Source organism: Microcoleus sp. OTE_8_concoct_300 (assembly GCF_031383065.1).
Lineage (GTDB): Bacteria > Cyanobacteriota > Cyanobacteriia > Cyanobacteriales > Microcoleaceae > Microcoleus.
Genome location: NZ_JANMZH010000674.1, coordinates 12683 through 38870, shown reverse-complemented (window position 1 = coordinate 38870; position 26188 = coordinate 12683). Strand labels below are relative to the sequence as shown.

Here is a 26188-nt window from a genome sequence, read left to right as displayed (position 1 = left end):
TCCCGCCCGTCCAAAAAGGACGGGCGGGACGCCCATCCCACAAACTTGTGGAAGTTATTTAATTCTCATTCCTTAGTAAGGGGAGGGCTGGGGTGGGGTAAAAAAAATACGACTCCTGCAAGGATTGCTATATATCAAAAGTATCACAAACTCGAGTTTTTATGTCACACTTTACTTCAATTAAGACGCAGATTAAGAATCGAGATGCCTTAGTAAAAGCGCTGGCAGATGTAGGATTCGCTCGGGTTGAGGTACACGAAACAGGTCAGCGTCTGTATGGGTTTCAAGGAGATGTACGTCCCGAGAAAGCAGAGGTAATTGTACGCGGCCAATATCTAGGAGCTGCCAGCAACGATATGGGCTTCAAGCAGCAGGAAGACGGGCAGTTTAAAGCGATTATTTCAGCATAGGATCGAGCTTACAGATATTCTCGGCAGTGGTTGAACGAGTTAACTCAGCGTTACGGATATCATGCTTTGATGGCAACAGTGCCAAAGCAGGGATTTGCAGTGGAAGAAGAAGAAACTTTAGAAGACGGTACTATTCGGGTGGTATTGGGGAAGTGGGTGTAATCTCAAAGCTGTTGGCTAATGACTTATGACTAATGACTAATATCAATTCCGGTTGCATTGGAATGATTAAACCGCAGAGTACGCTCTTAACGCAGAGTTCGAGAACAGAGAGAGAGATGAATACAGGACGATGCTAACGGATTTGATATGACAGGGCCGGATCTTATGACATAGACTAGAATTATTGCCGAATCCTAGGAGCGATCGAGTACGTCCTAGGCTTGACATTGTAACTGTCCTAACTGTTGCTATAATTTTGAGTTAAACGGATATTTTTATTGATTAAGTATAATCGATTTCAAGAATTAGATATGATGAGAGGTTTTGCTGCCTGCTGGGTAGTGGGGGTTCATTTTTGGTCCTTCAATTTCTTGCCTCCATTTTTTGGATACAGCAACTTTTTGGAATATCTAAAAGTAGTAGGGCCAGCCTCGACTGTCGCCAAGTTTTTTCCCCTGCCCTTTAATAGTGTGGGCAATATAGTTTTAGATTTGCTGAATATATTTTTCTTGCTTGGATATCAGGGAGTTCATATTTTTTTCATTCTCAGTGGTTTTGGACTGACTTATTCACGAATTTTAAAACCTGATGAAAGCTGGAGCACTTTTATGAGAAAAAAGTTTTTCCGGCTCTACCCTACCTACTGGATACTTTTAGTTGTATCTTTGATAATTCCTTGGTTAAGGTCAGATTTATTTTATGGCTATTTTGGATGGTGGTCATTTTGGAGAAGTTGGGTAATTCTCGATAAAGCCATCCCATTTTCTTGGTTTATGTTTCCACTAATTCAATTTTATTTGTGTTTCTTTTTTATATTTAACTTTTTACAACAACTTTCTATCAAACAGTTTATTTTAACTTCTTTTTTCATTAAAGTCACCTATACATTTTTAGTTTTAATGTTAGGTTTTAACCTATTTATGCCAATAATAGGCGATTTCGGTTATCCAGGCTATTTAGCAATTTCAAGGTTATTTGAGTTTTGTTTAGGAATGGTAATGGCAAAAGTTTATGCAAGTAATCCTAATCTCTTAATTAATTACCTAACTAAGCCAGTCACCATAGCCCTAGCAATAATTTTTGAACTATTGGGTATTATAGGTTCGTTAAAGTTTGCTAATGACCTAAAAATTTTAGGCGTCGCTTTTCCTGTTGGGTTGTCTTTTTATGATGCTTTTATTGGATTTGGCATATTTGTAATTGTGTTCAATACTTGTAGGAAATTAAAATTTTCTGAGTTAATAACTAGATTTTTAACAGGAATTTCTCCTATTTCCTATGAACTATATTTAACGCAGTTTATAGGATTAATTATTATACGAAAGTTTTTTACTGTGCTTGTTCCCGGTGAACCTTTACTTTTGAGTAGTGGTCGTGCTATTTTAGTTTATGTATTAATGATTCAAATTTGTATAGTTAGTGCTTTTTTATTACAATACCTAACAAACTCGCTCACAAGTCGAGTTAGATTAGCGATGGATAACTTTACCTCGGGCGGTAAATAATATATAATCCGGCTACATGGGAATAGTCCATATAGCGCTCGTAAATCATTTGTGAATTTCTTACTCCCTCCCCTTACTAAGGGGAGGGCTGGGGTGGGGTAAAAAAATTACAACTCATTTAGGATTGCTATAGTCAGCCTATTTGAGATTCTAGATTTGATAATCATACCAAATCCGCGTTAAAAATCTCCAATTGGACTAGGCGGTTGAAACTACTACTATACAAAGGAAGTCCACTCCAAGCGGACTAAAGAATAAAGGGGTATAAATCCCGGATGGGGTATTACTCCCGTCAATCAGCCTGCGAAGGAATAAATCCCGGGGCTTTTGAGAAATGACGCGGAGCTTTTATGTATTTTAAAAGTTTTACTAAAACGGCTAAGGCATCTGGGATGAGTCGGGTTATAATTTTTGACATTCCCTACCTAAAAAATTGGGAGCAAGCCAATCAAATCTTCGCAATCAGTTTTTATGACACCAGACATATCCTCCGCGCAGCAGCAAAGAAATCACCGCATAATTGTCTTGGCACTGATTTGTCTGACGCTGCTGGGACTGGCATTCCGCCTTTATTTGGCGTGGCAAACCAACCAAACTCTCCCCGATACCCCCGCCCGTCTCAAAGGCGATGAACCGGGCTATGAGGGTTTGGCATACGCGCTGCTGAAGGGTTATTTTTTTGAGTGGCCGGGCCGGACACCAATTTATCCATTTTTTGTGGCTGGATGCTATGCAATTTTTGGTCGTTCTCCCGCAGCTGTAGTCTACGTACAAGCTTTTTTGGGGGCGACAATCATACCGCTAACTTTTATCCTAGCACGGCGTTTTACTGGCGCTCAAAGTTCCTTAGTAGCGGCTGGATTAATTGCGCTGCATCCCTCCCTCATTCTTCATGTCAGCCGGGTGCAAACAGAGATTTTATACGCGCCTTTAATAATTTTAACAGTGCTGAGTCTGCTGCGGGCATTGGAACAGCCGCAGTGGCAAAATTTTTCATTAGCAGGTGCGGTGTTGGCAATTACGAATCTTTGTCGGCCGACAGGGATGTTGCTTCTAGCAATTGTGCCACTATTGATGCCGCGCCAATGGTCTTTTAAGCGCAAGATAGCTTTGTTTATGGCTTATTTGGGCGCAATTATCATCATTACTGCACCTTGGACTTACCACAATTATCGAACTCACAAAACTTTTTTGATTTACAGCGTTTCTACGGCACTGCTGTGGCAAGGAAGTCCCGAGTTTTATCATTTGGCCTATGAACAAGTGCCAAAACGCAATCTGGTTCAAATTTGGGATGAAGAACTGAATCCGGCTCGGAATGGGGGACACAATGCTTTTACAATTGAGGGCGATCGCTATTTTACCAAACGGGCGATCGCTTCAATCCTCCGCGAGCCTGCAGTCTATGTATGGTATTGTTTGCAAAAGGCAGTTTTTTTATGGTTGGGAAACCCTATGAGTGACTGGCCTTCTCACGCTATGTTTAATGTGGAGGCAATGCGGCCATTCTTTTCGCCGCAACGGATTGTCGGCATTTTCTGGTCACGAATTTTGCCTGTATTTGCTGCTTTGGGCATGATTGTTTTGCGGCATCGCTGGCGGGAGTTTTTGCCACTTTTGCTAGTCTGTGGCTATTTTACTTTGATTCATTCGCTCACTTATGCAGAAGTTCGCTACAGCGAGCCGCTGCACCCGATTTTGGCGGTCGTAATTGCGACGGCGGCGGGAGAACTTCAGCGTCGGTTGAAGTTAAGTAGTCAGTAGGTATTAGGCAGTTTGTCATTAGTTATTAACTCAGTGTTATCAAAAACAACTATTCGGAATTTTACAATCGGCGTTTTAATGGCTATTGGCATAGGGTTATTCAGCGGAACGACAACTTTTGCTCAAAACATTGAAACAATTAAAATTTCCGGCAATGCTGCGGGTGTTAGCACTCGCTACATCGGTGCTGTCGAGGGCAATATCAATTTTGACATCAAAGATTTGCAAGATTTGGGAATTAATACATACCGCATTTACGGCGGTATGTCTCGATGGGAATCTGAAGATGATGATGGTAAATACGGCTGGCCGTCTATTGACGAAATTAAGACAAATCCAAATATAATTAATTGGGCGCGTTGGGATAAGATTATGACCGAGCCGCCCCAGGGTAGCGATTATTGGTGGTCGGGAGAACCCGGCACAGTTTGGCAAGGCAATGCCAAAACTATTTTTAATAGTCTCAAACAAGCAAATATTCGCCCGGTGGTGAGTATTCGGAATGTTGACAATACCTGGAATCCGAGTTGGTCTCTGCAACTGAATCCGCCTCGCGCAAAAGAAGATTGGAACGAGTGGTGGGAACACGTTTTTGCTACGGTTTATTGGCTGAATGTTCGCAATGATTACGGCGTTGATGATTGGGAAATTCACAACGAACCGGACAATCGCCAGCAGGGTTGGGGCGGGACTATGGCTGACTATTTTGAATTGGTTAAGGTGGCAAAAGATGCGATCGACTTTGTTTACAAAACTTATTTGCCTTCGCGCACTTACCGCATCCACGGCCCGAAAACTGTAGGCGGCAGCAATTGGCCGGCTAGTGCTTTGCAAGAAATTCCTAATTATTTCGATACAGTCAATGTCCACAACTACGATGCAGATATTTCTAACTACACCCGCAGAGTACGCGGCTGGATGAACGGTACTGTCCGCGCTAACTCGCAGCTTTGGTTAGGAGAATGGGGAAGTTACGAGATTAGCTATAACAATTTATCTTTAGCTTTAAATGTAATTAAGAATTTGATTCGAGGTTCCCAACCGGGGGATAATTATATTTACGGAAGTCACATATTCTGTTTGTACGACTGGGGAAAGCCGGGACGGCCAGAAGGTTTGCTGGGGCCATCCGGCAAGCGGCGCGCGGGCTACTATGCTTTGCGGATGGGAATTAGGGCTTTGCAGGGTGGGAAAACTACCTTTTTTCCTATCACTAACAGTTCGGATTTAATGGCAGTTGCAACTCTTGATACTAGCAACAATGTTTACTTGCTGGTTGTCAACGATAGAGCCAAATCTTACACGGTTAATGCTGATATTTCGGCTCTGCTCAAAGCCGGTAATGGCACGGTGCGGGAGTTCAGTTCTCGGAGAATGGATGAGGTTGCTGGTAGCTTAACGCTCAAGGGTGGTAATGCGACTTTTGGGATCCCGGGGAACAGCGCTATTCTCATCAAGTTCGATCGCCAGAATTGAAGCTCAAATCCTCGGGGTCATAATTGCCATAAGATAGAATTAGTTATGAGCAGAATTATTTATTTTCGGCCGGTTTGGCCCTCGATCCCTCTAGCCATTGAACCCTTGAACCCCTAATTGCACAGTTGCAATACCTAAATCGTCATGTTGTGATTCCCATCCTGTCACTGGTAAATTGGTAGCGTGCAGGTATCTTGCCTCAAACAGAATCCGAGCGAGAGTTCCGTTGAGGGCGAGAAAGTAGGGTGCAGTCTAGACAATCGCAGAAATTCTTGCTCGTAAACCCGCAGCAGTGATGCTAAGCGAGGAATTGCCCGCCAGCCTTCATGTCCGCCCTCTGGCAGATAGCATTGGTTCTGAAAGTCAGAACCCGTCAATTATCAGGATTTGGCACCGAATTAATTTTCACTGCCAAAATGCTGGAAGTATGGGTGAGTCTAATCGTACAGAAACTTTGAGGGCGCTGGGAAATCTCGCGGGTAAAGCCTCTCAATCAACCTGCTGCTGGCGATCGGGTTTTTCCAACAAATATAACTTTTATGCCCCCTGATGTTTATTCCCTCCCTCAGTCAGGTCATTAACCGCAATCCCCTCACTGTCACCCCTGAGACGCCCGTAGAAGAGGCGATCGAGCTGATGAGCAGCACAGGAGCCAGTTACGTCCTCGTGGTAGAATCGCGCGGGAATTCTCAATTCGGAAATCCCACGAACGGGACTTCCCCACAATCGCGGCAACAGTCGGGTTTCTACAACGGCGTACCGCGTGCGGTACACGCAGGAGGCAACAGGCTGCGTCTCAACGGCTCAGAAGCTCCCTATCGGGGCGGCCAGACAGTGCTGGGGATTTTTACAACGCGAGATGTCGTACAGCTAAACTCGATCGGCGCTGCTTTGAGCGGATTTGCCATCGAGCAAATCATGATCCGAACCGTAACAGTAGCCCGAGAATCGGAAATCCCCGACTTTTTTGCCTTAGCAAATCTGCTGGAGAAAAATAAGATCAGCCATTTGCCCGTCGTCAGCGACACTGAAGAACTTGTCGGTTTAATTAGCCCTCAAAGCTTGGTGCTTTTGTTGCAGGGAATTGAGGACTCGACGACACAAAAAGCAATTAGCAGCGCTTCGCCACCTGCGGTGGGTTTCGCGTTCCCTCCGCCGCTGCCAATTCTGCATCCGAAATTAGAGCTGCCCGCGAGTTTAATTAAACTTTATCAAATCCCTCAAATCGCAGCCTCGCGAATTATTCACGCTCCTGCTAATTGTTCGGTTCGCTATGTGGCGCAACTGATGTTCAGACACAATGTTACCTATGTATTAATCACTGAAACCCCCGAACAACACTCGACTGGTGCTGCTCAAAATTCCAAATTTCTAAATCCCAACATTCACAAACTGGTTGGGGTGGTAAGTTCGCGGGACATCGTGCAGTTGCAGGCCCTGGGAAGAGACTCGAACAAAATTAAAGCCGGAGCGATTTGCAGCATTTCGCCGCCGCTGGTGCGATCGCACTCTACCCTGGAAGCAGCAGTCGCCCTGCTGCAAAAAAACTACTGCCAGTTGCCTTTATTAGTCATCAACGAAAGCAATCACCCGATCGGGATTGTCAATCCTAAAACTATCCTTTTACAAGCACTGGATTCAAAATCTCTGCATTCTGGCTTGATCGCTTTGCAGCGCCAGCTAGAATCTAGCAACGCTCAATACCAAAGACTCTCAGCAGAAATACAGGGGAGGGCAGCAAATAGGCACCTCGCGGCTGAAATTTCTCCTCACAGTTTCCAGGAGCGGCCAAATCTCCCCGCAGCAGTCAACAATCAGGGGATTTGGGACTGGAATCTCGAAACAGATGAGTTTTTTTATTCGGTACGGTGGCAAGAAATGCTGGGCTACAAAGAAGGGGAAATCTCGAATCGCCGATCGGAATGGTGGAGTCGCATCCACCGAGATGATATTGACTCCGTAAAGGCAGCTTTAGAAGAGCACTTCGCCCAAAAGACAGCGGATTTTGCAGCAGAATATCGGATGTACTGCAAAGACGGCAGCACTCTCTGGGTGCTGAACCGGGGTCAAGTTTTGCGCAGCCCGACGGGCAAACCGCTGCGGGTAGTAGGAACTCATACAGATATTACTCCAAACAAGCAGTTAGAACTCAAAAACCCGGCTCACGATCAGGCTCAATTTCAACTATTTGACTCTTTGAAAGGAACAGTAATTTTCCAGATAGATGCGGCGGGGGTTTGGACATTTCTCAACCGCGCTTGGACGGAAATTACGAATTTTTTGGTTTCCGAAAGTTTGGCAAGTAATTTTTTAGATTGGGTGCATCCAGATGAGCGTGCGCAATGTGCAAATTTATTGGATTCTTTGCTGTCGGGTAAGTCGGAATTTGAACGGCGAGAACTGCGATTTAAGTACAAGTCGGGGTCGGGAAAAAACTCCTTGGGAATTTACAGTAAGGATAACTTTATTTCTGTTGAAATATATGCCCAAGTCAGGCGTAATTCCCAGGGCGAAATAACGGGTATTTTAGGGACTTTGCACGATGTGTGCAACCGCGTCGAAGGGGTTGAAAAACTGCGGGAAAGCGAGCGGGCAATTCGATCGCTCTATGAGGAAATGGTGAGCTCTGAAGGCTCTTTTGACGATCGAACGCTCCGGTTGCTGGCAATGGGTTGCAGTCAGTTTGGGATGGATATCGGGCTGTTGGGCAGGGTTTTGGGCGATCGCTACGAAGTGATCGCGGCTTATGTACCGGAAGATTTTCCCTTTGGATTTGCTAAAGGAGACGGTTTTTCTTTGAGCAGAACCTTTGAGCGAGAGGTTTTGCGATCGAGCGAACCTATTTCTATCGAATCAGCCGGCACTACTGAGTGGCGCAACCACCCCGCTTACAGCGTGCGCAAGTTGGAGGCTTTTGTGGGGACGAGGGTAATGGTGCAAGGGCGAGTTTTTGGCACTTTGAGCTTTACTTCCCGCACCACTAAATCTCCTTTGAAACCGCTGAATTTTGAAATTTTAAAGTTGATGGGCAATTACATCGGCGCGGAAATTGCCCGCGAAGAGCGAGAGCGAACTTTACAACGTCAGTACCAGCGCGTTTTACTGCACAAACAAATTACTCAAAAAGTACGATCGACCTTAGATACTCAAGAAATTTTTCAGACGACCGCCACCCAAATCGGTCGCGTATTTGGCGTCAATCGCTGTACAATTCACACCTATCTTTCCCAACCTTATCCCCACCTTCCTTGCGTCGCGGAATACTTAGAACCCGGTCACGAATCGGCTTTAGATTTAGAACTTTCTGTCACTTATAACCCCTACACAGAAAAACTCCTCGCTGAAGATATAGCCCTGGCATCTCCAGATGTGTTTGCCGATCCTTTGCTCGAATCTTCGGGGCCGATGTGCCGCCGCATCGGATTAAAATCTATGTTGGCGGTTCGCACTTCCTATCAAGGAAAACCGAATGGAATTATTACTTTACACCAGTGCGATGCAACTCGTCAGTGGACTCCAGACGAAATTGAACTGTTAGAAGATGTTGCCGCTCAAGTCGGAATTACATTAGCTCAAGCACAACTTTTAGAAACTGAAGTTGAGCGACAGCGACAGTTGGCTGAGCAAAATGAAGCTTTGGATCAAGCGCGACAAGCGGCGGAAGTTGCTAACAAAGCTAAGAGCGAATTTTTAGCGACTATGAGTCACGAAATCCGCACTCCGATGAATGCGGTAATCGGGATGACGGGCTTGCTGCTGGATATGGAACTAACTCCAGAACAGCGGGATTTTGTGGAGACAATTCGCACCAGCGGCGATGCTTTGCTGACTATTATTAACGATATCCTCGACTTTTCCAAGATTGAATCGGGAAAACTGGATTTGGAACGCAGCCCCTTCGAGCTGCAAAACTGTATAGAAGAATCTCTTGAATTGCTGGCTCCGAGAGCCTCAGAAAAAGGTTTAGAGCTGGCTTACTTTATTGACTCTTCTGTTCCGAAAAACATTTTAGGAGATGTCACTAGGCTGCGCCAAATCTTGGTAAATTTGCTGGGCAATGCAGTTAAGTTTACAGAATCGGGAGAAATTGTCGTCTGCTGTACTGCTAGGCAAATTGAGCAGGTAGCTGCTAAGAGTTCGCCGGAAACAATCAATATTCTAGACCCGCAACGGCTAGCAATTAACCAGGGACAGTTGGCACGTAGCAGACAATATGAGATTCAATTTGCTGTCCATGATACGGGAATTGGCATTCCCCCAGACCGGATCGATCGCCTGTTTAAAGCTTTTTCGCAGGTGGATGCTTCGACAACGCGACATTACGGCGGGACAGGTTTGGGGCTGGCTATCAGCCAGCGTTTGAGCGATATGATGGGGGGTAGAATGTGGGTTGTCAGCCAGGTTTCTCCGGCAAGTTCTAAGTCTCAACCGGCAGTTTCTGCGAGCAAACCAAGTATGGCTGGAAGGTGGCCTGCAGAATTTACTCCGCCGTCGAGATCGGGTTCGGGTTCGATTTTTTATTTCACGGTGATTGCTGAAGCTAATGACATCCGGGCTGAGGAAAAAAGACCGGAATTTGCCGCTGGTAAGCGCTTGTTAATTGTCGAGCATCATAGCATTAATCGGCAAGTTTTGATCCGGCAGGCAGAGTCTTGGGGAATGATACCCGTGGCTGTAAGTTCGGGTGCTGAGGCTTTGGAAATCATCAAAGAAAACTCGGCGCTGGATTTAGCTATTTTGGCAATGAATCTACCAGATATGGACGGTGTGGCTTTGGCTGTGGAGATTCGGAAATTTGAACTCAGCACTTTGTCTAGCGGCGGCGGTCTAAATCCAAATGTGAAGAAAGTTAAAAGCCTTCGCAAAGTTGCGCTACCTTTGGTGCTGTTTACTTATTTAAGCAAGGCGGAAGTTTGGAAAAAACTTGAAACTACAGAAGTACATTTTTCTGCTTTTTTAACGAAGCCTCTAAAACAGTCTCAGTTTTATAATGTGTTGTTGCAAGTTTTTGGATATGTTAGCGGCAAAAGCGGCAGGGGAGAAGTTTCAAATGTGATGACTTTGACTTCGGGATTGAAGTATTTTGAAAATTCTCAAGAACAGCACCGCGTGCTGCGGACGCCTGCTGTTTTGAGGCAGTCTGCTACCAATTCTGCTGGACAGGATGCAGCTAATTCTAGTCAGATTCGGATTTTGCTGGCTGAGGACAATGTGGTGAATCAAAAAGTCGCTACGCATTTGCTCGACAGGATAGGATATCGGGCTGATATTGCGGCTAATGGGTTGGAGGTTTTGGAGGCCCTGAAGCGGCAATCTTACGATGTTGTGCTGATGGATGTGCAGATGCCGAACATGGACGGGTTGGAAGCGACGCGCCGCATTTGTCAGGAATGGCCGGCTAACAAGAAGCCGAGAATTATTGCGATGACTGCTAATGCGATGCAGGGCGATCGCGAAAAGTGTTTGGAAGCAGGTATGGACGATTATATTACTAAGCCCGTGCGCCGGGAAGAGTTGGCGCTCGCCTTGAGCAAGTGCTCACCTCTGCATCGGGAGAAATTGGATGCCGTTACTGAGCCGAAAAATCAAGATATTTCCGATAAACTTGACAGTGAGGATGCTGGATATTCGATTGTTCAACCCGGATCAGATTCGCCGATTGATTTTCATGTTTGGCACAATCTCCGCGACCTAGACGATGAGGAAGACCCGGATTTTTTTGGGGAGCTGATTAAGATATATTTGTTAGACGCACCACAGCAGTTAGAAACCATTAAGGAGGCTATTTTTCTCGGCGATGCTGATAGTTTGAAGCTGGCTTCTCACACGCTGAAGTCGAGCAGCGCCAATTTAGGAGCCGTGTCTTTTTCTGCTGTTTGCAAGGAGTTGGAGTATATGGGCCGCGTGGCGGTTGAGTCTGGAGGGGAACAGGTTTTTGATGTGAGTACGGCGCGCGATCGCCTGTTGGAAGCGCAAGCGGAGTGGGAAAAGGTGCGGGCGGCTTTTGAGACGGAATTGGAAACGGGGAAGTTGCGATCGCAACTGGGATAATTGGTAATTGGTAATTGGTAATTGGGAATATAAAGGTAAATCCCCTCTGGGGCGGGTTCACCAAAATCTCTAATACAAGTCAGAAAGCCAAGTAAACCCGCCCCAATCGCAACCAGGATACTTAATTAACCCCACTCGAGATAATATGATGTCCGGTTTTCCCGTAATTAGCGAGTGTTTGTAGTGAGGACTTTATACCAAATCCGCCTTAAATACCCCCTTTATCTCTTACTCCCCTTGGAGTGCACGAAAGTTTGACTCTATGCAGCGGTTTCAACGGCCGAATGAGAAAAGGGGTAGCTTTCCCAGGATTGGGTATTAGTCCTCTCTCTATGTATGAATTAATAAGGACTAAAGTCCTTACTACGAACAGAATTATGGTTGTATAACGGGACATGATATAATACAGGATTACCCATTACGAGGATAGCTATTTAACTTTCACCTAAATACGCTTTGCGAACAGTTTCATTTGACTGCAAATCGCTAGCAGTACCGGCGACTACCACCTGACCGGTTTGGATGACATAGCCGCGGTGGGCCACACTTAAAGCCATGCGGGCGTTTTGTTCCACCAGTAAAATAGTTGTTCCTTCAGCATTAATATCGCGGACGATCGCAAAAATTTGACTGACTAACATCGGTGCCAATCCCATACTAGGCTCGTCCAATAATAACAAGCGGGGGCGCGACATCAAAGCCCGGGCGATCGCCAACATTTGCTGTTCGCCGCCGCTGAGAGTTCCCCCTTTTTGACTAATTCTTTCTCGCAAACGGGGGAATAAATTTAATGCTTTTTCCATATCGGACTTGATACCGAGAGTATCGTTGCGGAGATAAGCACCCATTTCCAGGTTTTCTTGCACCGTCATTCGCGGAAAAATTAGCCTCCCTTCCGGACTTTGAGAAATCCCCAAACGGACGATCGCCTCTGTAGATAGTGCTTCTAAAGGCTTTCCCTCAAATAATACAGTGCCTTGGCGCGGGCGCAGCAGTCCTTGAATTGTGCGGAGAGTTGTAGTTTTCCCCGCCCCGTTGCTGCCGATTAATGTCACAACTTCTCCCTGCGAGACAGTTAGCGATACTCCTTTGAGAGCGTGGATATTTCCGTAGTAGGTGTGAATGTCTTTGATTTCCAACATAATTACTCTTTCTGCTTTGTCCTTTATTATATTATCCCGACTAATTATAAATTTTTATTGCATTTTTTTAAAATTAACTTTTTTTAGATTAAGCAGTAATTTTACTTAAATCAACACCACCCGTAGCTCCGACACCCTGTATTTTTAGAAGTTGTTGCGACCCACTTTACAGAACTTTTAATCAAACACAAAATTTATTGACAGTATCTTTACAAAACTCTCTAAGTAAAGAGGTAGTATTAATCCGTAAGCGAAACCAACCGCTACAAGTTACAAATAACAGCACTTAAACTTTTTCAAATTTAAGGAGATGTACCATGAAATTAAATCACAGTACCGGAGCGATCGCATTTTTATTAGCAACTCCTTTAGTAACCGGCTTGACTGTAGGCATTGCCCCTAGCAGTGCTGCAATACTCGCAGGCTCAGCAGCAGCAGTAAGCATTAACAACTTCAGTCACAGACCGAATGATACAGGTACAGTTACTAACACTTACACTCCGACAATAGCTAACAGCGGTTCAGTTATTAGCGAGACGACTGCTGATAAAGTTTTTCTATCTAACAGTCACGAATTGCTGGCAGCCAATCTCTCGCAAAGTAAAGTCCAAGGTGACGGCAATAACTATTCCGGTTTCGCCCAAATTCAAGCAGCAGTGATCGGCGACTTCGCCATTGATGCCGCAGAAACTTTTTCCTTCAGTTTCCAGACAGTTTTAGATCTTTTAATATCAGTTGACAACCGCCAATCCGAACGCGGCAGTACGAGTGGCAGTATATCTTTCTCGTTGATTAACACTGTTACTAACATTCTGTTAGACTCTTTTCAACTTACCAGCGCTTTAGACTCTTATAGTGGTCTTTATTTGGATTTTTCCGCCAGCAACAGCTTTAATTCCACACCACTTAATTTTAATTCAATGGCTGAAGGAAGTGCAGTACAAAGCCTCCTGTCTACTTCTGGGGTGTATTCGCGGACATTCGACAGCGCCACTAACTTAAGGTTAGTAGAAGTTAAGAACAATATCGCAGAGGCAGAAGCAGTTCCTGAACCGAGCACATTATTAGGTACTGCAATCTTTTTAGGATTGTTTGTCAGGAGGCGAAAACTCAATAATAAATTCTCTCAAGTTACATCAAAAGTTTAGGAACAACCCCCAACATCAAGCCGTAGGGTGCGCCTTGCGCACCTCCTCTAGTTTCGGTTGAGTTGCTGGTTATAAAATTCTGTCGCCCGGGGCAGGTTGATAAATATTATCAATTTGAATTACATATTGTTGGTGAAACCCGCCCCTACTTTTATTGCGGTTAATTTGCCAGACATTATATCACTTCTTCCTAGGAGGCGCACGGAGCACTTCACTTATCTGTCGGGACACAATACCCATTAACCATTGCCATCTTCTTCTTTTCCCAAATATGCCTCAATCACCCGAGGATCTGCGCGAACTTCTGCCGGAGTGCCCTCAGCAATTTTAGTACCGTACTCCATTACACTAACGCGATCGCTAATTCCCATCACCACCTTCATATCATGTTCAATCAGCAAAATACTCAAATCCAACTCATCGCGAATCCGGTAAATAAAGCGAGTTAAATCAGCCGTTTCGTTCGGGTTCATCCCCGCAGTCGGTTCGTCCAAAAGCAACACTTTCGGATCGGAAGCCAAAGCCCTCGCAATTTCCAATCTCCGCTGGTCCCCGTAGGAAAGGTTTTTTGCCAACTCCGGCGCTTTAGAAGCACCTAAACCGACAAAATCAAGCATACTCAAGGCTTTTTTCTGAGCTTCCCGTTCCTCCAAAATCACAGCCGGAGTCCGGAGGATTGCACCCAACAAACCACTTTTTAATCGGCAGTGTCTACCTACTAAAACATTATCCAGCACAGTCATGTTGTTAAACAAGCGGATATTTTGAAAAGTTCTAGCAATGCCAAAAGTTGTCAGGCGATCCGGCGGTAAACCGGTAATATTTTTATTTTCAAGTACCAACTGCCCCCCACTCGGTTTATAGATGCCCGTAAGCATATTAAAAAATGTGGTTTTTCCGGCACCGTTGGGGCCGATCAAACTAGCGATCGCTCCTTTTTCCAAAGTTAAGCTGACCTGATTTACCGCTGTCAAACCCCCGAATCGCATTGTAAGTTGCTGTGCTTCTAATAGTGACATTATGGTTTTGTTTCCTAATATTAGTTTAGTGGTTAGAGAATTGCCCCTTGAGTTTCAGGACAAAAACCGTGGAAAATAAAATGACACTGGAAGTTTTTCACTGGTGTCAGGTATTATGCTAAGGCGGATTTGGTATAATATCTCTCCAGCGTCTAGCTTCAATGTGGTGCTGTCTTAGCAATCGGTTAAAGTCTTCGGTATCAGTTGTTGCAATGATTACATCTATTCCTATTCTCTTAATAATGATGGCTTGAGCGGCTATAATTAAATCTGCATCTTGGGCTTCATAAGAATTATTGCGTGCAAAAGCCCATAGCTCAGCCGCTTCTTGCATTACGTTGCCCTCTTCGCAAGTAACTGGAAAATATACAACTCTTTTTGTGATTAGCGCATCTAGTTTTTCAAGAGCTTTAAGAGCTTTTTGTTTCTCTTCTAGTCCAGATTTGCGATTGCGGATTCGTCTGATATGCTCGCGCCTTGCTTCATAGTTTACGATTTCGGATATAACTACACGATATCCCTCATTTGTTAGCCTCTCTAACCACTCATTACATTCAATTGCTTCTCTAGTCGATTCCCTAACTTCACTTTCAGCGTTTTGAACCAACCTATTTTTGCTTTGGTCAACAAGGGGATGTATGAGTTTTCCGACGACACCCGTATCTAAAAAAATAAACGTACTCATGAATTAGGTTGCTAGTTGTCTGATAGCTTTTCAAGCTCATTAATGTACTCTTCACGCCAGGAACGCAGAGTTTTAATGAGTTCTTCTTTATCATCTGTTGTTAGTGCATTGTTAGCTTCTTCATAGAGTGATTTATACGAAAATTTTTTGCGGTCGTGCCTATCAATTTCCCACAAAATTGCTTTGGCTGCATTTCTTATGCCTATAGCTTGGCTGGTGATTTCATCTGCTGGTTTTTTCTTGGCATAATCTTCAAATGTTTGATAGCTGATTAGTGTCTGAGCTATATCTTTGGCTAATTCGCGACCTTTTTTGGTAAAGAAGCTTAGATAATTTTCTGCAATATCTAATAAATTGATGAGTCCTACGTAAAACAATGCTAGTTGCTTTACTTCGTGGTCTTCAAGAGATGCAGCAAGCGTAAATGAATGTTTGACATACATCAGCGTTCTAGATATTTTAGCCCAAATTTGTACATTTTCTAGGGCAACAAAAGTTTCGTTCGTGGCAAATTTTTTGTACTTTATCTTAAATGCTTCGACGCTACTTTCAAGTTCTTCTAAGCTTTTAAGTCTTTCCCCAGAATTGGTTTCTGATTCAATATGGAGATAAAGGTCGTAGATTGACAGCAGCTCTCGAAGACCCTCCTCTGGTGCCAGAGCATCTTGAGATTGGAATGCTTTTTCTAAGGATTGTTGTATTGCTGCAAATTCTTCTCCAACTCCCTTAATTTCTTCGGTGTCATTGCTGTTTTCAATAATTTGTTTTGTCGCTAAAGTCATAGCTTTGAATAATTGGAGTGATTCGACCTTGGCCAGACGATACAGAGGATGGCTAATCCTGCTGCCGTGACGGTCAAGCTGGTTAATTCCTAGTTTAGCCTACCTGAGACATTGGCAAATACTTTTGGAGGCATTAGGGTACAGCATTGATACACGCCTAACTAAGAGCAATCCTAACACCATCAGCACCTTCTTGTTGGGTGGCAAACGTAAGAACGTCTCGATCGCGATAGTTTGTCCTGCGTCGTAGGAAAAGTCGGCTCAATCGGGCGTGGCAATTTGTTCTTAAAGGATCTGAGCCACGACTTCCTTCAGTTGACACGCACCGAAGCGATCGCCTCAGTGCCTTTCTGCAACAAAAGTTAATACAGTCCTATTTACTTTTGTCCGACTACTTACTACATTTTCTAGCGTACACACAAAGTGCGATCGTCTGCGATCTGCGGTGCGCCAGCAGCCAATTGTCTCAGTTAAGTCAGATATCGGGACTGACGCACCCGACTGAATTCTTTAACGTACAGACAAAATAGAACTTAAAAAGATTAGATTCTAGCGAACGGCCAGGGCGATATTGTGCGTGTAAATCGGCAGTCGAAAAGTTGTCAATAACTTTGAGATGGAGTTCGTCAGCCAAAGTTGCAATATTTTCAAACCCAGTAATCCACGGTGCATACATACTTTCATATTTATCTATGTAATCATTGATATCTTGGTAGCCCGTCGTTCTCAAAATCACCTTTTCCGACATATAATCAAAGGACAATCGGAAATTATGAACATTGTCGCGAATTTGTTCTAATACAAATATTACATCTTTTTTGCCAAGCAAGGTAGTGTTGCCTTCCCACAAAAAATATGTCTGTCGAGCGAAATCAAATTCACTCTGTGTCAGCAAGGGGATTAAACCGTCTTTTACGTAATCGCCGGGAAGGTAGCGAACATTTGCAGTAACTTTGTTAGCTTTGAGAGTTTCTTCTTTTAATTGAAGAGTCGCGCGATCGTCTATTTCAAAATAAGTGACTTTTTCTCCATTAATTCTAGCAGCGCGAGTATCCAAACCCGAACCTAAAATAACTACTTGCTTGCAACCTCCTAAAATTAGATTTGACACAACATCATCAAAATATTTAGTCCGCAACTTAACCATTTCTTTAGCGGCGGGAGAGTTTTGAGCTATGTGGCTAGCTATTTTTTTGGTTTCCTCATTCAGCCAGATTTTTACTACATTATCAGTGTAAAGAGGAATTGCCTCTTCATTCTCTTCTGCTCTAAATTCCGCAACGATAAAAGCAGTACCAGTTACATTTTTCATGGCTAATCTTGCACCCTTACTAAGTAGTTGGTTACAAATAAACATAAGAATTAGATGGGAAGGGGATTTTTACAATCAGAAACTCCCTTGTATCCTAGATTCTTAGCTAAACCCGCTTACAAAATAGTATGTTTTTTTGTCCTTATCTACTTATTGACTTCTCGCATCTGCTAAAGACTCATTGCTCGCTTCACCATCAGAATGCAGTTCAGCTTGGTGTATCTTATCCGGAATCAGCCCCTCCGGCCGCACGATCATCATGACAACAAGAGTTAAGCCGAATAGAAATAAGCGCATTTGAATCGGGTCTAAACTGGTCGCCAGAAACTCTCGCAACTGGGGAATTGCAATCCTGGGGAGTACAAAAGTATTCAGAAAACCCTTGAGGACTTGCGCTAATTGTGGCAGATAAAGTCGATCGGCAGACATGATAATGATAGCGCCCAAAATCACCCCGGTCATATTGCCCAAACCGCCTAAAATCACCATACACAGGATGATTACCGATACCGAGAAATCGAAAACGCTGGGAAAAATTGCGCTGATATAGGCGGCGTAAAACGCGCCTGCAAAGCCTGAAAACGTCGCTCCCATCGCAAAAGCCGAAAGTTTGGTTTTGACCAGGTTAATGCCCATCGCACTCGCCGCTAATTCATCTTCGCGCATGGCATTCCACGCCCTCCCCAAGCGGGAATCTCGCAGCCGCGAAATCATGAAGTAAGCGAAGACAACTAGCAGTAAAATTAGGTAGTACCAGGGAAAGTAGTTGCCGGTGCTGAAAGTGCCGACGATGGGGAGAGATGGACGCCCGATCGGGTTTATTCCCGCTTCCCCGCCGGTGAGGTTAAAAGGTCGATCGCACCCAACCAGACACAGCACCAACTCGGGTTTGCCCAAAACAGCAGCAACAATCTTCGAGACTGGTTCGTCGATCCGAATCGCGGTTAAATTCCTAAAGACAACCGGGATAATTTCGCCAAAACCGAGGGTAACAATCGCCAAATAATCGCCTTTGAGCCGCAGTGTCGGAATACCGAGGATTACGCCCGCGATCGCAGCTACACCGGCGGCTATCGGCAGTACCACCCAAAAATTCCAAGTAATATTTAACTGCCCAGAAGATAGCAAAGCTGTCGTGTAAGCGCCGATCGCAAAAAACGCCGCATATCCCAAATCCAACAAACCCGCAAAACCCACAGTAATATTCAAACCCAGCGCCAACATAATAAAGATTTGAATCTGTACTACAGTAGCAATCCAGCCAGTCTGAGCCTGAATGTCGATAAAGGGAAACAGAATTAGAATAAAAGCTAATGTCACAAGAGTTGCCAGCCGCTGGCGTTCCCCCTGCAAACCCTGCAAAGCACCCATTAACGTAGCTGTCAAAATTGCGATCGTCAAACTGCAAATTCCGTACAGCAGCGTCGTCGGCAAAGCCACAGCAGATTGACCAGAAAAAGGTCTAATCAAAACCCCTTCTACCACACTCGCAACTAATAGCCAAACTCCCAATCCCAAACCAGCTAAACTGCCGATAGTCGCACCCATTTTCGGGCTGTAAACCTTCTGATCCTGACAACAGATAAAGCCGATCGCCGTACCCATCAGCCAGCCGATCACGGTGCCGCTCCAACCGCCGAATAACAGAACAGTCAAAGAGCCGATCGCCCCTAAAATACCGCTCGATTTGATCGCATTAATTATTTGTTCTGACATAGGAAGAAGTTATTAGTCATTAGTCATTAGTTATTAGTCATTAGTCATTAGTCAGCAGTCAGTAGTCAGTAGTCATTAGTCAGCAGTCATTAGTCATTAGTCAGCAGTCATTAGTTATTAGTCAGCAGTCAGTAGTTAGATGAAAAAATGCTAGGAATCGCAGTTATAGATGCGACTGACACGGGTAGTGCCAACTTCTGCCTCACCTCAAGCAACTCGATCGACCGCTGGCTCTGGAAACTGCCGATCGGGCTAGCTACAGTTTAGAGTCTTTTGAGTTGGATTATTGCACCAAAAGTGACGAAACTTCAAATATACTGGAACTATTACCGCAACACGCTTCAAACGGGCGATCGCTATATGGTACAAGCACCTGAAAAAACTATCACCCTCGACGAGTTTTTGCAACTCCCAGAAACCACAGCCGCTAGCGAATACATCAAAGGTGCGATCGTACAAAAACCTAGGCCACAAGGAAAACACAGCAAACTACAAGGCAGACTCGTAACAGTCACCAACGACATCGCAGAGAAACCGCAAATTGCCCTAGCCCTACCAGAACTTCGCTGCACCTTTGGCGGACGTTCTATTGTTCCCGATGTCGCGATTTTTGTTTGGAATCGCATTCCCCTAGACGCTGACGGCGAAATTGCCAATACATTTAATGCTCACCCAGACTGGACAATAGAAATTTTGTCCCCAGCCCAAAGCCAAACCAAAGTCACAAACAATATTTTGCACTGTTTGAATGCCGGTTGTCAGATGGGTTGGTTGCTCGATCCCGATGAAAAAAACATTTTAGCCTATCCCGCAAAGCAGCAGCCGATTTCATTGCAAGAACCAACAGATATACTTCCGATGCCAAAATTTATGCCGGAAATGCAGTTGACTTTAGGCGAAGTTTTTGGCTGGCTAAAACCAGGGAATATTTAATTTGATAGCGCAGGTTAACTCGATATTTTGCAAGGGGATTTTTCAGGCTATGGCAAATCCGGTATGCTTGCGTACTTCCGGCGAATGAAACGCCAAAACAATGCAGTTTTCAGGAACGCCACCCTCGAGTAATTCATCAGTAATTCCGTCTTCAATACCGTCATAATGAATCCACAGTTTGCCGTTGCGAATTTCAACGTGAACGAGGCAGTAGTGAAGTCGCCTTTGGCCCTCCCAGCCTTCACTCATCAATAAAAAATCATTTCGGTCTTCGCTGACAATGACTTTGTTATTAATCTCGGCGTATCTGTACGGTAGGCTGGCATAGTACGACAGGATTTTATAAATTAAGTCGCGGTATTTGTCTAGTTTATCCATCTGGTAATAACCTCCTGAATAGTATCGACAACGATAATTTTTATTACTCCGTCTGCAAGTACAACTTGTACGATATCTTCATTAAAGAAGCTGGTATAAATCTCTTCAGTAATTGCTAGATATAGAGTTCGATCTGGTTCTTTTTTCGATAGTATTTTTAAATATAAAGTGTATTGCCCAATCGCATTTTCCCAATCTTTTACTAGAGATTTGCCGACAAAACTTTTGATTTCAACTGCAATTCTTTGTCCCTCGCGTTCGGCTGCTAGCAGCTTTTTAGCTCCCAAATCCACAAACACACCGCGCGAACCAAATTGCAGAGTCAAAGGATCGTCTGTAATTATCCACCCATCCTTTTCTAAGGCAGCCCTTACATTATAATGATAAATGTCTTTTGCCATTTTTTCAACCCTGCCATTTCAAACCTTCTCCTGAACGTTTTCGCCCAACAAACCCCCTGGACGAAAAGCCAAAATCACCACCAAAACCCCAAACACCCAAGCATTAGTCCAACGGCTCGACAAATACTGATCGCTCAAAGACGACAGCAACCCAATCAAAACCCCTCCTAACATCGCCCCCACAATATTGCCAATTCCCCCCAAAACCGCCGCCGTAAAAGCCCTCAAACCCGCCGTAAACCCCATCGTAAAAACAATAGTATTGTTGTACAGACCAACCAGAATCCCAGCCGAACCCGCCAAAGCTCCCCCAATCAAAAAAGTCAGAGCAATAATTTGATCCACATTAATGCCCATAATTTTAGCAGCATCGCGGCTTTGAGCAGTTGCCCGCATCGCCTTTCCCAGACGAGTATATTGCACAAACACATGAAGCAAAACCATCAATACAACCGCCACCACCAACACAATTAAATCTTTCGTAGTAAATACAATACTCGTTTGAATTCCCAAAGCTTTCAGAATATCAACTCGCGGTAACAAATCGGGAAAGCTTTTCGGAGCAGCAGAATTAGAACCCATCACCGGAATAAAAGCTTTCAATCCCCCCCAAAACAGCCCCATATTTTGAAAAATAAAAGAAACTCCAATTGCCGAAATTAAAGGAGCCAAACGGGGAGCATTTCGCAAAGGCCGATAAGCGTACTTTTCGACAACAATATTAAGCCCCGCACAAAACACCGAACATACAATTAAAGCGACTAACATCACCGGTATAGCAGTACCTAAAGATGCGCCATCTTGAATGCCAAAAGCCCCGAACACAGTTAGGGAAGCAAAAGCGCCCAACATATACAAATCGCCGTGAGCAAAATTGATTAACTCAATAATGCCATAAACCATAGTGTAACCCAAAGCAATAATTGCAATCAGCGCGCCGTTGACAAGACCCACTAATAATTGTTGGATAAAAACTTCAGGATTGCTGGCTATTTCTCCAATAATTTTGGGCAAGTCAAATCCGGCAATTGGCCCTAACAACAAAACTATATAAGCTACACCTAGATATAGAAGAATACTCTGCCATTTTTTCATAATTTTGGGGTGATTGGTAATTCGTAAGGTGCGCCGAAGAGCACCCTACTAAAGTGATTGGTTAAGGTGTGCCGAAGAGCACCCTAGTAAAGTGATTGGGTAAGGTACCCATTGCTACTAATTACCGCCGACAAATGACTAATAACTAATTATTCCGGCTTGAGCGCGCTCACGAACTCCCACTTGCCGCCTTTAACAACATTTCCTGACATTGTAGTCAAGCTCGTGTCGCCGTTGGGGTCAAAACTCCAAGTCCCGAGTACCCCGTTAAAATCTTTAGTTGCCATGACAGCTTCGCGGATAGCACCGCGGTCATTTTTGCAAACTTTATTAATTGCGCCGATCGCAACTTTAGCAGCTTCATAGGCGTAAGCTGTATAAGCTTCCGGTTCAGCATTATATTTTGCCTTGTAACTTTCGTACCACTTCGCACCGGCACCAGTCAATCCTTGAGGAGGCAAGCCGCCAAAAGTAGCGTAAACTGCTTCGGCATCTTTGCCTGCCGCGTCAATTAAAGCTTGCTCTTTGATGCCGTCCGGGCCCATGAATTTAACTGCATCAGGCGTCATTCCAACATTTCTCATATCTTTAATTATTTGTCCGGCATTGTTTTGAGTAGTCCCTCCAAAGTAAATCAGGTCTGGATTTAAAGCTTTGATCTTATTCATTAACGCCTTGTAGTCGCTAGCTTTAACATCAATTCCCTCTCTTCCGAGGACTTGAATTCCCAACTTTTTAGCAGTTGCTTCAAAAATATCAGCGATGCCTTTGCCGTAGAGTTCTTGGTCGTCGAGAATGTAGACTTTTTGCACGCCCAAAGATTTCGCCCAGTTGCCAGCTACAGCTCCTTGAAGGTCGTCAGCGGGGACAACGCGGCTGAAATTGCGAGTGCCTGCGGGATAATAAACGTTGGGTTCTTTGGCTTCGCCTTTTCCTGGTTTAGTCAGTCCCGGATAAGTGTTGGCCGGACTGATCATGACGATGTTAGCTTGGTTGAGCACGGGAATGGAAAGTTTGGCGGCCCCGGAGTTAAAGTGACCGATGACGGCAACTACCGAACCGTCAGCGACGGCTTTGTTGGAGTTGGACGTTACTTGGGCCGGGTCCCATTTGCCGGCGGCGGCGGTGGCGTCATCGTAAACTTCGTATTGGATTTGGATTTTGCCGTCGCAAGCTTTGGAGTCGGTTTCGGCCAGTGCTTGTTGGATGCCGTTGACCATTGTTTGAGATTGACCCAAGGCGCTGCCTGTCATCGGGAGCATGGAGACAATTTTGACAGTATTTGGGTCTCCGGGGCTGCTGATTGCGGGAGGAATGGCTGAGGGACTGGTTCCGGGACTGCCTCCGGGAGTTGTGGCGGTGGGTGCTTGAGGACTTTGACAGCTAGCGCACAGAGAGGCTATTCCGGCGGCAAAAAGTAATTTCCGCAATCCTGCGGCGCCGAGATTCTGTGTTGAGTTAATTTTTGGGGGTGTGGCACTTTGGCCCCCTGACTTCTGGGAAAAGTTCATAGGTTGGTTCGTTTGTTGCTTGCGTCTTAGCATATTTTCACTGTTTTAAGTATGTAGTCAAGAGTTAGCACAAGTTTAAAAAATTTGTGTCAACTATCAAAAACACACCTAGAAAGGCAACTTCAGGACTTAGACCAGATCTCCTCAGGGGCGGCGGGGGCTGCCCGTACAATGCGTGAGTTCACGATTCCATCGCGGTTAACTAGATCCGCGATCGAAGATTTCAGTAGATGTGTTGACATTGTGTATACAAAAAAATAGAATATAAATATGCTAGAGCTACTAGCTCTAATTACTACTGTGTCTAGCTAGAGGTAACTGTTATGCACCCGCCAGCATCTGAAGAATCAGCCAGCCAGACCCGCGATGTGACAATCAACATTCGAGCTAAGGCGAATCAACGCGCTCTCATCGATCACGCGGCCCAATTACAGGGAAAGAGCCGATCGGAGTTCATGCTTGAATCAGCTTACCAAAAAGCTCAAGATGTTCTTCTAGACCGCTGTTTTTTTGGGTTAGATGAACTTAAATTTAAGGAATTTTTGGCGCTGCTGGATGCACCGCCGACGCCAAATCAGAAGCTAAACGCATTACTAAAAACAAAATCTCCGTGGGATTAGATCGAGATTTAGACCAACTGTGCCCGCCTGAAAAGCTGAACTCGTTACATCAAATTGAGACCTTTGATTCAGGCAACACTCAGTTAGATGAATGGCTCAAGCGCCGCGCGCTGAAAAATGACTCAGAGGGCGCTTCACGGACTTATGTTTTGTGCGATCGCCAAGCAGTCATTGCCTACTATTGTCTTGCAACTGGAGCAATAGCACAAACTGCTGCAACGGCTGAAGTCCGGCGCAATATGCCCGATCCGATTCCTGTTATGGTGATTGGACGGCTTGCCTGCGATCGCAACTGGCAAGGTTCCGGCATCGGACGCGCTTTGCTGCGGGATGCAATTCTTCGCACTTTGCAAGCTGCTGAGATTGCAGGGATACGGGCAATTCTCGTACACGCTATTTCGGAAGATGCGAAGCTGTTTTACCAGAAGTGCGGACTTACTGTTTCGCCGATCGATCCGATGACACTCATGGTGAAAGTTAGCGATGCCATTGCTTCACTTTAGCTCAGACGTTAGTTGCTCTCGTTGGAGGTTTCCTCGCGCATGATTCAGTTGCAATCGGATTTAGAATATGTAGTGAGCGATCGCTTAAAAGTTTCTTTAGATGCGATCGCGCAATTTTGCCAGCGCTGGAACATTGTCGAGTTTGCCCTGTTTGGCTCGGTGCTGCGGGATGATTTTCGCCCTGATAGCGATGTGGATGTATTAGTTACTTACGAGCCATCGCACCGCCTCACCCTGTCTCATTTATTGGGTATGCAAGAGGAAATAGAGCATTTATTTAACCGTTGTGTCGATTTGGTTGAAAAGAATCGGTTAGAAAATCCCTATCGGCGATCGAACATTTTGAAAACGCATCAAGTGATTTATGCCAGCGAACGATCGGGATAGTGCTTCACTTTGGGAAATGGCGCAAGCAATCCGTCGGATTCAACAGTTTACGGCTGATGCTTCTTGCGACACTTACCTGGAAAGTGTTTTTATGCAAAGTGCCGTAGAGCGGCAGTTGGGGATTTTGGGCGAAGCAGATCGCAGAGTTTCGATCGAGTTTCAGCAGTTTCATCCCGAAATTGATTGGCGAAATGCGATTAACTTACGCAATATTTTAGTTCACCGTTATGACCAAGTGAGACCAGAAGTTATTTGGAATATTGTTACAAGTGTTTTGCCTAGTTTACTGGTACAAGTAGAGGCATTATTGCCGCCGTTACCTGATGATATTTGATATCATGCCCGGTCAAATTCCTCCGCTTAGCGCTTGAGGGCGATCGATCCGGTTTGTAGTGAGGACTTTAGTCCGCAGGATCGAAGGACTAAAGTCCTCACTACAAACTAATCTTAATCGATATCATTCAATCGGACCTCAACTACGGTAGCTGACCTAATTTTTGAGTAAAAATCGCTACAGCCACTTCGTAATCCTTTCCGAGGAGGTAAGCGAAATGATAATAGCTGGCAAGATATAGCAATCCTAAATGAGTAGTAAATTTTTTACCCCACCCCAACCCTCCCCAAACCCGCTCGGGAGTTAGAGATTTACAAATGATTTAGGATTGCTATAGTTTTGATAATGATTTAGGATTGCTATAGAAACTTGGACGTTAGTAACGACCCAAAAGTTGATTAAAAGTCAGGTGGACTTGGTTCAGTCATCCTTTGCCAAAGTCAAGCCTATTTCTGAGAAGGCTGCCGAACTCTTCTACCAGCGACTGTTTGAATTAGAACCTTCTTTTCGTCTATTTAAAGGGGATATGAAAGAGCAGGAACGTAAGTTAATGGCTACGCTTGCTATCGCAGTCGAAAGTTTGCGTCACCCCGATCAAATTATCGGTTCTGTCCAGAAATTGGGTCGCGACCATGGGGGCTATGGTGTCAAGGCTGAATACTACGATATTGTCGGGGAAGCGTTGCTGTGGACGTTAGCGCAAGGACTGGGTGAAGAGTTTACTACGCCAGTGCGAAAGGCATGGGAAGAAGCTTACACGTTCCTGAGCGAAATTATGAAAGAAGCAGCAGCAGAACTTGAGTTGGAAAAAATAGGCGTGTAAAAGGTAGTAAGCTATAAATTACTCAAAGAAA

At 44.7% G+C, this 26188-nt stretch carries 24 protein-coding genes; 14 read left to right on the top strand and 10 right to left on the bottom strand.

Going from position 1 to position 26188, the window contains the following annotated elements; translation table 11 throughout:
- Nucleotides 1-161 precede the first annotated feature (161 nt).
- The 7 genes from ACUVJL_RS30655 (at nt 162) to ACUVJL_RS30625 (ending at nt 11368) form a co-directional block, all read left to right on the top strand.
- Nucleotides 162-410, top strand: coding sequence for a DUF1257 domain-containing protein (locus tag ACUVJL_RS30655; protein ID WP_445249288.1), 249 nt, complete (start codon nt 162-164; stop codon nt 408-410).
- Between the two features lie 30 nt (nt 411-440).
- Complete coding sequence (locus ACUVJL_RS30650) at nt 441-572, top strand: DUF1257 domain-containing protein (protein WP_445249287.1); 132 nt, start codon at nt 441-443, stop codon at nt 570-572.
- 311 nt (nt 573-883) lie between these two features.
- Nucleotides 884-2077, top strand: coding sequence for an acyltransferase family protein (locus ACUVJL_RS30645; RefSeq protein ID WP_445249286.1), 1194 nt, complete (start codon nt 884-886; stop codon nt 2075-2077).
- Between the two features lie 471 nt (nt 2078-2548).
- A complete protein-coding gene (locus ACUVJL_RS30640; RefSeq protein ID WP_445249285.1) occupies nt 2549-3841 on the top strand; it encodes an ArnT family glycosyltransferase in 1293 nt (430 codons plus the stop codon).
- 78 nt (nt 3842-3919) lie between these two features.
- Complete coding sequence (locus tag ACUVJL_RS30635) at nt 3920-5317, top strand: hypothetical protein (protein WP_445249284.1); 1398 nt, start codon at nt 3920-3922, stop codon at nt 5315-5317.
- A gap of 295 nt (nt 5318-5612) precedes the next feature.
- Nucleotides 5613-5867: a hypothetical protein gene (locus tag ACUVJL_RS30630; RefSeq protein WP_445249283.1), complete on the top strand. Its 255-nt coding sequence runs from the start codon at nt 5613-5615 to the stop codon at nt 5865-5867.
- Complete coding sequence (locus tag ACUVJL_RS30625; protein WP_445249282.1) at nt 5867-11368, top strand: response regulator; 5502 nt, start codon at nt 5867-5869, stop codon at nt 11366-11368. The genes ACUVJL_RS30630 and ACUVJL_RS30625 overlap by 1 nt, the downstream gene beginning before the upstream one ends.
- A 434-nt stretch (nt 11369-11802) precedes the next feature.
- Here ACUVJL_RS30625 and ACUVJL_RS30620 read toward each other — a convergent pair whose 3' ends face one another.
- A complete protein-coding gene (locus tag ACUVJL_RS30620) occupies nt 11803-12510 on the bottom strand; it encodes an ABC transporter ATP-binding protein (RefSeq protein WP_006631855.1) in 708 nt (235 codons plus the stop codon).
- Between the two features lie 317 nt (nt 12511-12827).
- On the opposite strand from ACUVJL_RS30620, the gene ACUVJL_RS30615 reads away from it, so the two are divergent.
- Nucleotides 12828-13658, top strand: a complete 831-nt coding sequence (locus ACUVJL_RS30615; protein ID WP_445249281.1) for a PEP-CTERM sorting domain-containing protein — start codon at nt 12828-12830, stop codon at nt 13656-13658.
- A 239-nt stretch (nt 13659-13897) separates the two neighbouring features.
- Here the strand turns inward: ACUVJL_RS30615 and ACUVJL_RS30610 are convergent, their stop codons facing one another.
- The 5 genes from ACUVJL_RS30610 to ACUVJL_RS30590 all read right to left on the bottom strand — a co-directional run bounded on the left by ACUVJL_RS30610 (nt 13898) and on the right by ACUVJL_RS30590 (nt 19172).
- Nucleotides 13898-14677, bottom strand: a complete 780-nt coding sequence (locus ACUVJL_RS30610) for an ABC transporter ATP-binding protein (protein ID WP_445249280.1) — start codon at nt 14675-14677, stop codon at nt 13898-13900.
- A 118-nt stretch (nt 14678-14795) separates the two neighbouring features.
- The gene (locus ACUVJL_RS30605) at nt 14796-15362 is read right to left on the bottom strand and encodes a hypothetical protein (protein ID WP_445249279.1); all 567 of its coding nucleotides are present in this window, start codon (nt 15360-15362) and stop codon (nt 14796-14798) included.
- An 11-nt stretch (nt 15363-15373) separates the two neighbouring features.
- Nucleotides 15374-16144 (bottom strand): hypothetical protein, encoded by a 771-nt coding sequence (locus ACUVJL_RS30600; RefSeq protein WP_445249278.1) that lies wholly within the window; start codon nt 16142-16144, stop codon nt 15374-15376.
- A 475-nt stretch (nt 16145-16619) separates the two neighbouring features.
- Nucleotides 16620-17456, bottom strand: coding sequence for a class I SAM-dependent methyltransferase (locus tag ACUVJL_RS30595; protein WP_445249277.1), 837 nt, complete (start codon nt 17454-17456; stop codon nt 16620-16622).
- A 150-nt stretch (nt 17457-17606) separates the two neighbouring features.
- Complete coding sequence (locus ACUVJL_RS30590) at nt 17607-19172, bottom strand: ABC transporter permease subunit (RefSeq protein WP_445249276.1); 1566 nt, start codon at nt 19170-19172, stop codon at nt 17607-17609.
- Between the two features lie 360 nt (nt 19173-19532).
- Between ACUVJL_RS30590 and ACUVJL_RS30585 the strand changes: the two genes are divergently transcribed.
- Nucleotides 19533-20105: a Uma2 family endonuclease gene (locus tag ACUVJL_RS30585; protein ID WP_445249289.1), complete on the top strand. Its 573-nt coding sequence runs from the start codon at nt 19533-19535 to the stop codon at nt 20103-20105.
- A gap of 42 nt (nt 20106-20147) precedes the next feature.
- Here ACUVJL_RS30585 and ACUVJL_RS30580 read toward each other — a convergent pair whose 3' ends face one another.
- From ACUVJL_RS30580 to ACUVJL_RS30565, 4 genes are all read right to left on the bottom strand, one after another.
- Nucleotides 20148-20483 carry a XisI protein gene (locus tag ACUVJL_RS30580; protein ID WP_445249275.1) on the bottom strand — a complete coding sequence of 112 codons (336 nt, stop codon included), beginning with the start codon at nt 20481-20483 and terminating at the stop codon, nt 20148-20150.
- On the bottom strand, nt 20471-20884 hold the full coding sequence (locus ACUVJL_RS30575; RefSeq protein ID WP_445249274.1) for an element excision factor XisH family protein: 414 nt from the start codon (nt 20882-20884) through the stop codon (nt 20471-20473). The genes ACUVJL_RS30580 and ACUVJL_RS30575 overlap by 13 nt, the downstream gene beginning before the upstream one ends.
- A gap of 18 nt (nt 20885-20902) precedes the next feature.
- Nucleotides 20903-21979: a branched-chain amino acid ABC transporter permease gene (locus ACUVJL_RS30570; RefSeq protein WP_445249273.1), complete on the bottom strand. Its 1077-nt coding sequence runs from the start codon at nt 21977-21979 to the stop codon at nt 20903-20905.
- Between the two features lie 149 nt (nt 21980-22128).
- Nucleotides 22129-23490: a branched-chain amino acid ABC transporter substrate-binding protein gene (locus ACUVJL_RS30565; protein ID WP_445249272.1), complete on the bottom strand. Its 1362-nt coding sequence runs from the start codon at nt 23488-23490 to the stop codon at nt 22129-22131.
- A 323-nt stretch (nt 23491-23813) separates the two neighbouring features.
- On the opposite strand from ACUVJL_RS30565, the gene ACUVJL_RS30560 reads away from it, so the two are divergent.
- The 5 genes from ACUVJL_RS30560 (at nt 23814) to ACUVJL_RS30540 (ending at nt 26157) form a co-directional block, all read left to right on the top strand.
- Nucleotides 23814-24110: a type II toxin-antitoxin system TacA family antitoxin gene (locus ACUVJL_RS30560; protein WP_445249271.1), complete on the top strand. Its 297-nt coding sequence runs from the start codon at nt 23814-23816 to the stop codon at nt 24108-24110.
- Complete coding sequence (locus tag ACUVJL_RS30555; protein ID WP_445249270.1) at nt 24101-24613, top strand: GNAT family N-acetyltransferase; 513 nt, start codon at nt 24101-24103, stop codon at nt 24611-24613. Before ACUVJL_RS30560 ends, ACUVJL_RS30555 begins: the two co-directional genes overlap by 10 nt.
- Before the next feature lie 39 nt (nt 24614-24652).
- Nucleotides 24653-25000, top strand: coding sequence for a nucleotidyltransferase family protein (locus tag ACUVJL_RS30550; RefSeq protein ID WP_445249269.1), 348 nt, complete (start codon nt 24653-24655; stop codon nt 24998-25000).
- On the top strand, nt 24978-25334 hold the full coding sequence (locus ACUVJL_RS30545) for a HepT-like ribonuclease domain-containing protein (RefSeq protein WP_445249268.1): 357 nt from the start codon (nt 24978-24980) through the stop codon (nt 25332-25334). The genes ACUVJL_RS30550 and ACUVJL_RS30545 overlap by 23 nt, the downstream gene beginning before the upstream one ends.
- Nucleotides 25335-25749: 415 nt before the next feature.
- Nucleotides 25750-26157, top strand: a complete 408-nt coding sequence (locus ACUVJL_RS30540; RefSeq protein ID WP_445249267.1) for a globin family protein — start codon at nt 25750-25752, stop codon at nt 26155-26157.
- Nucleotides 26158-26188 lie beyond the last annotated feature (31 nt).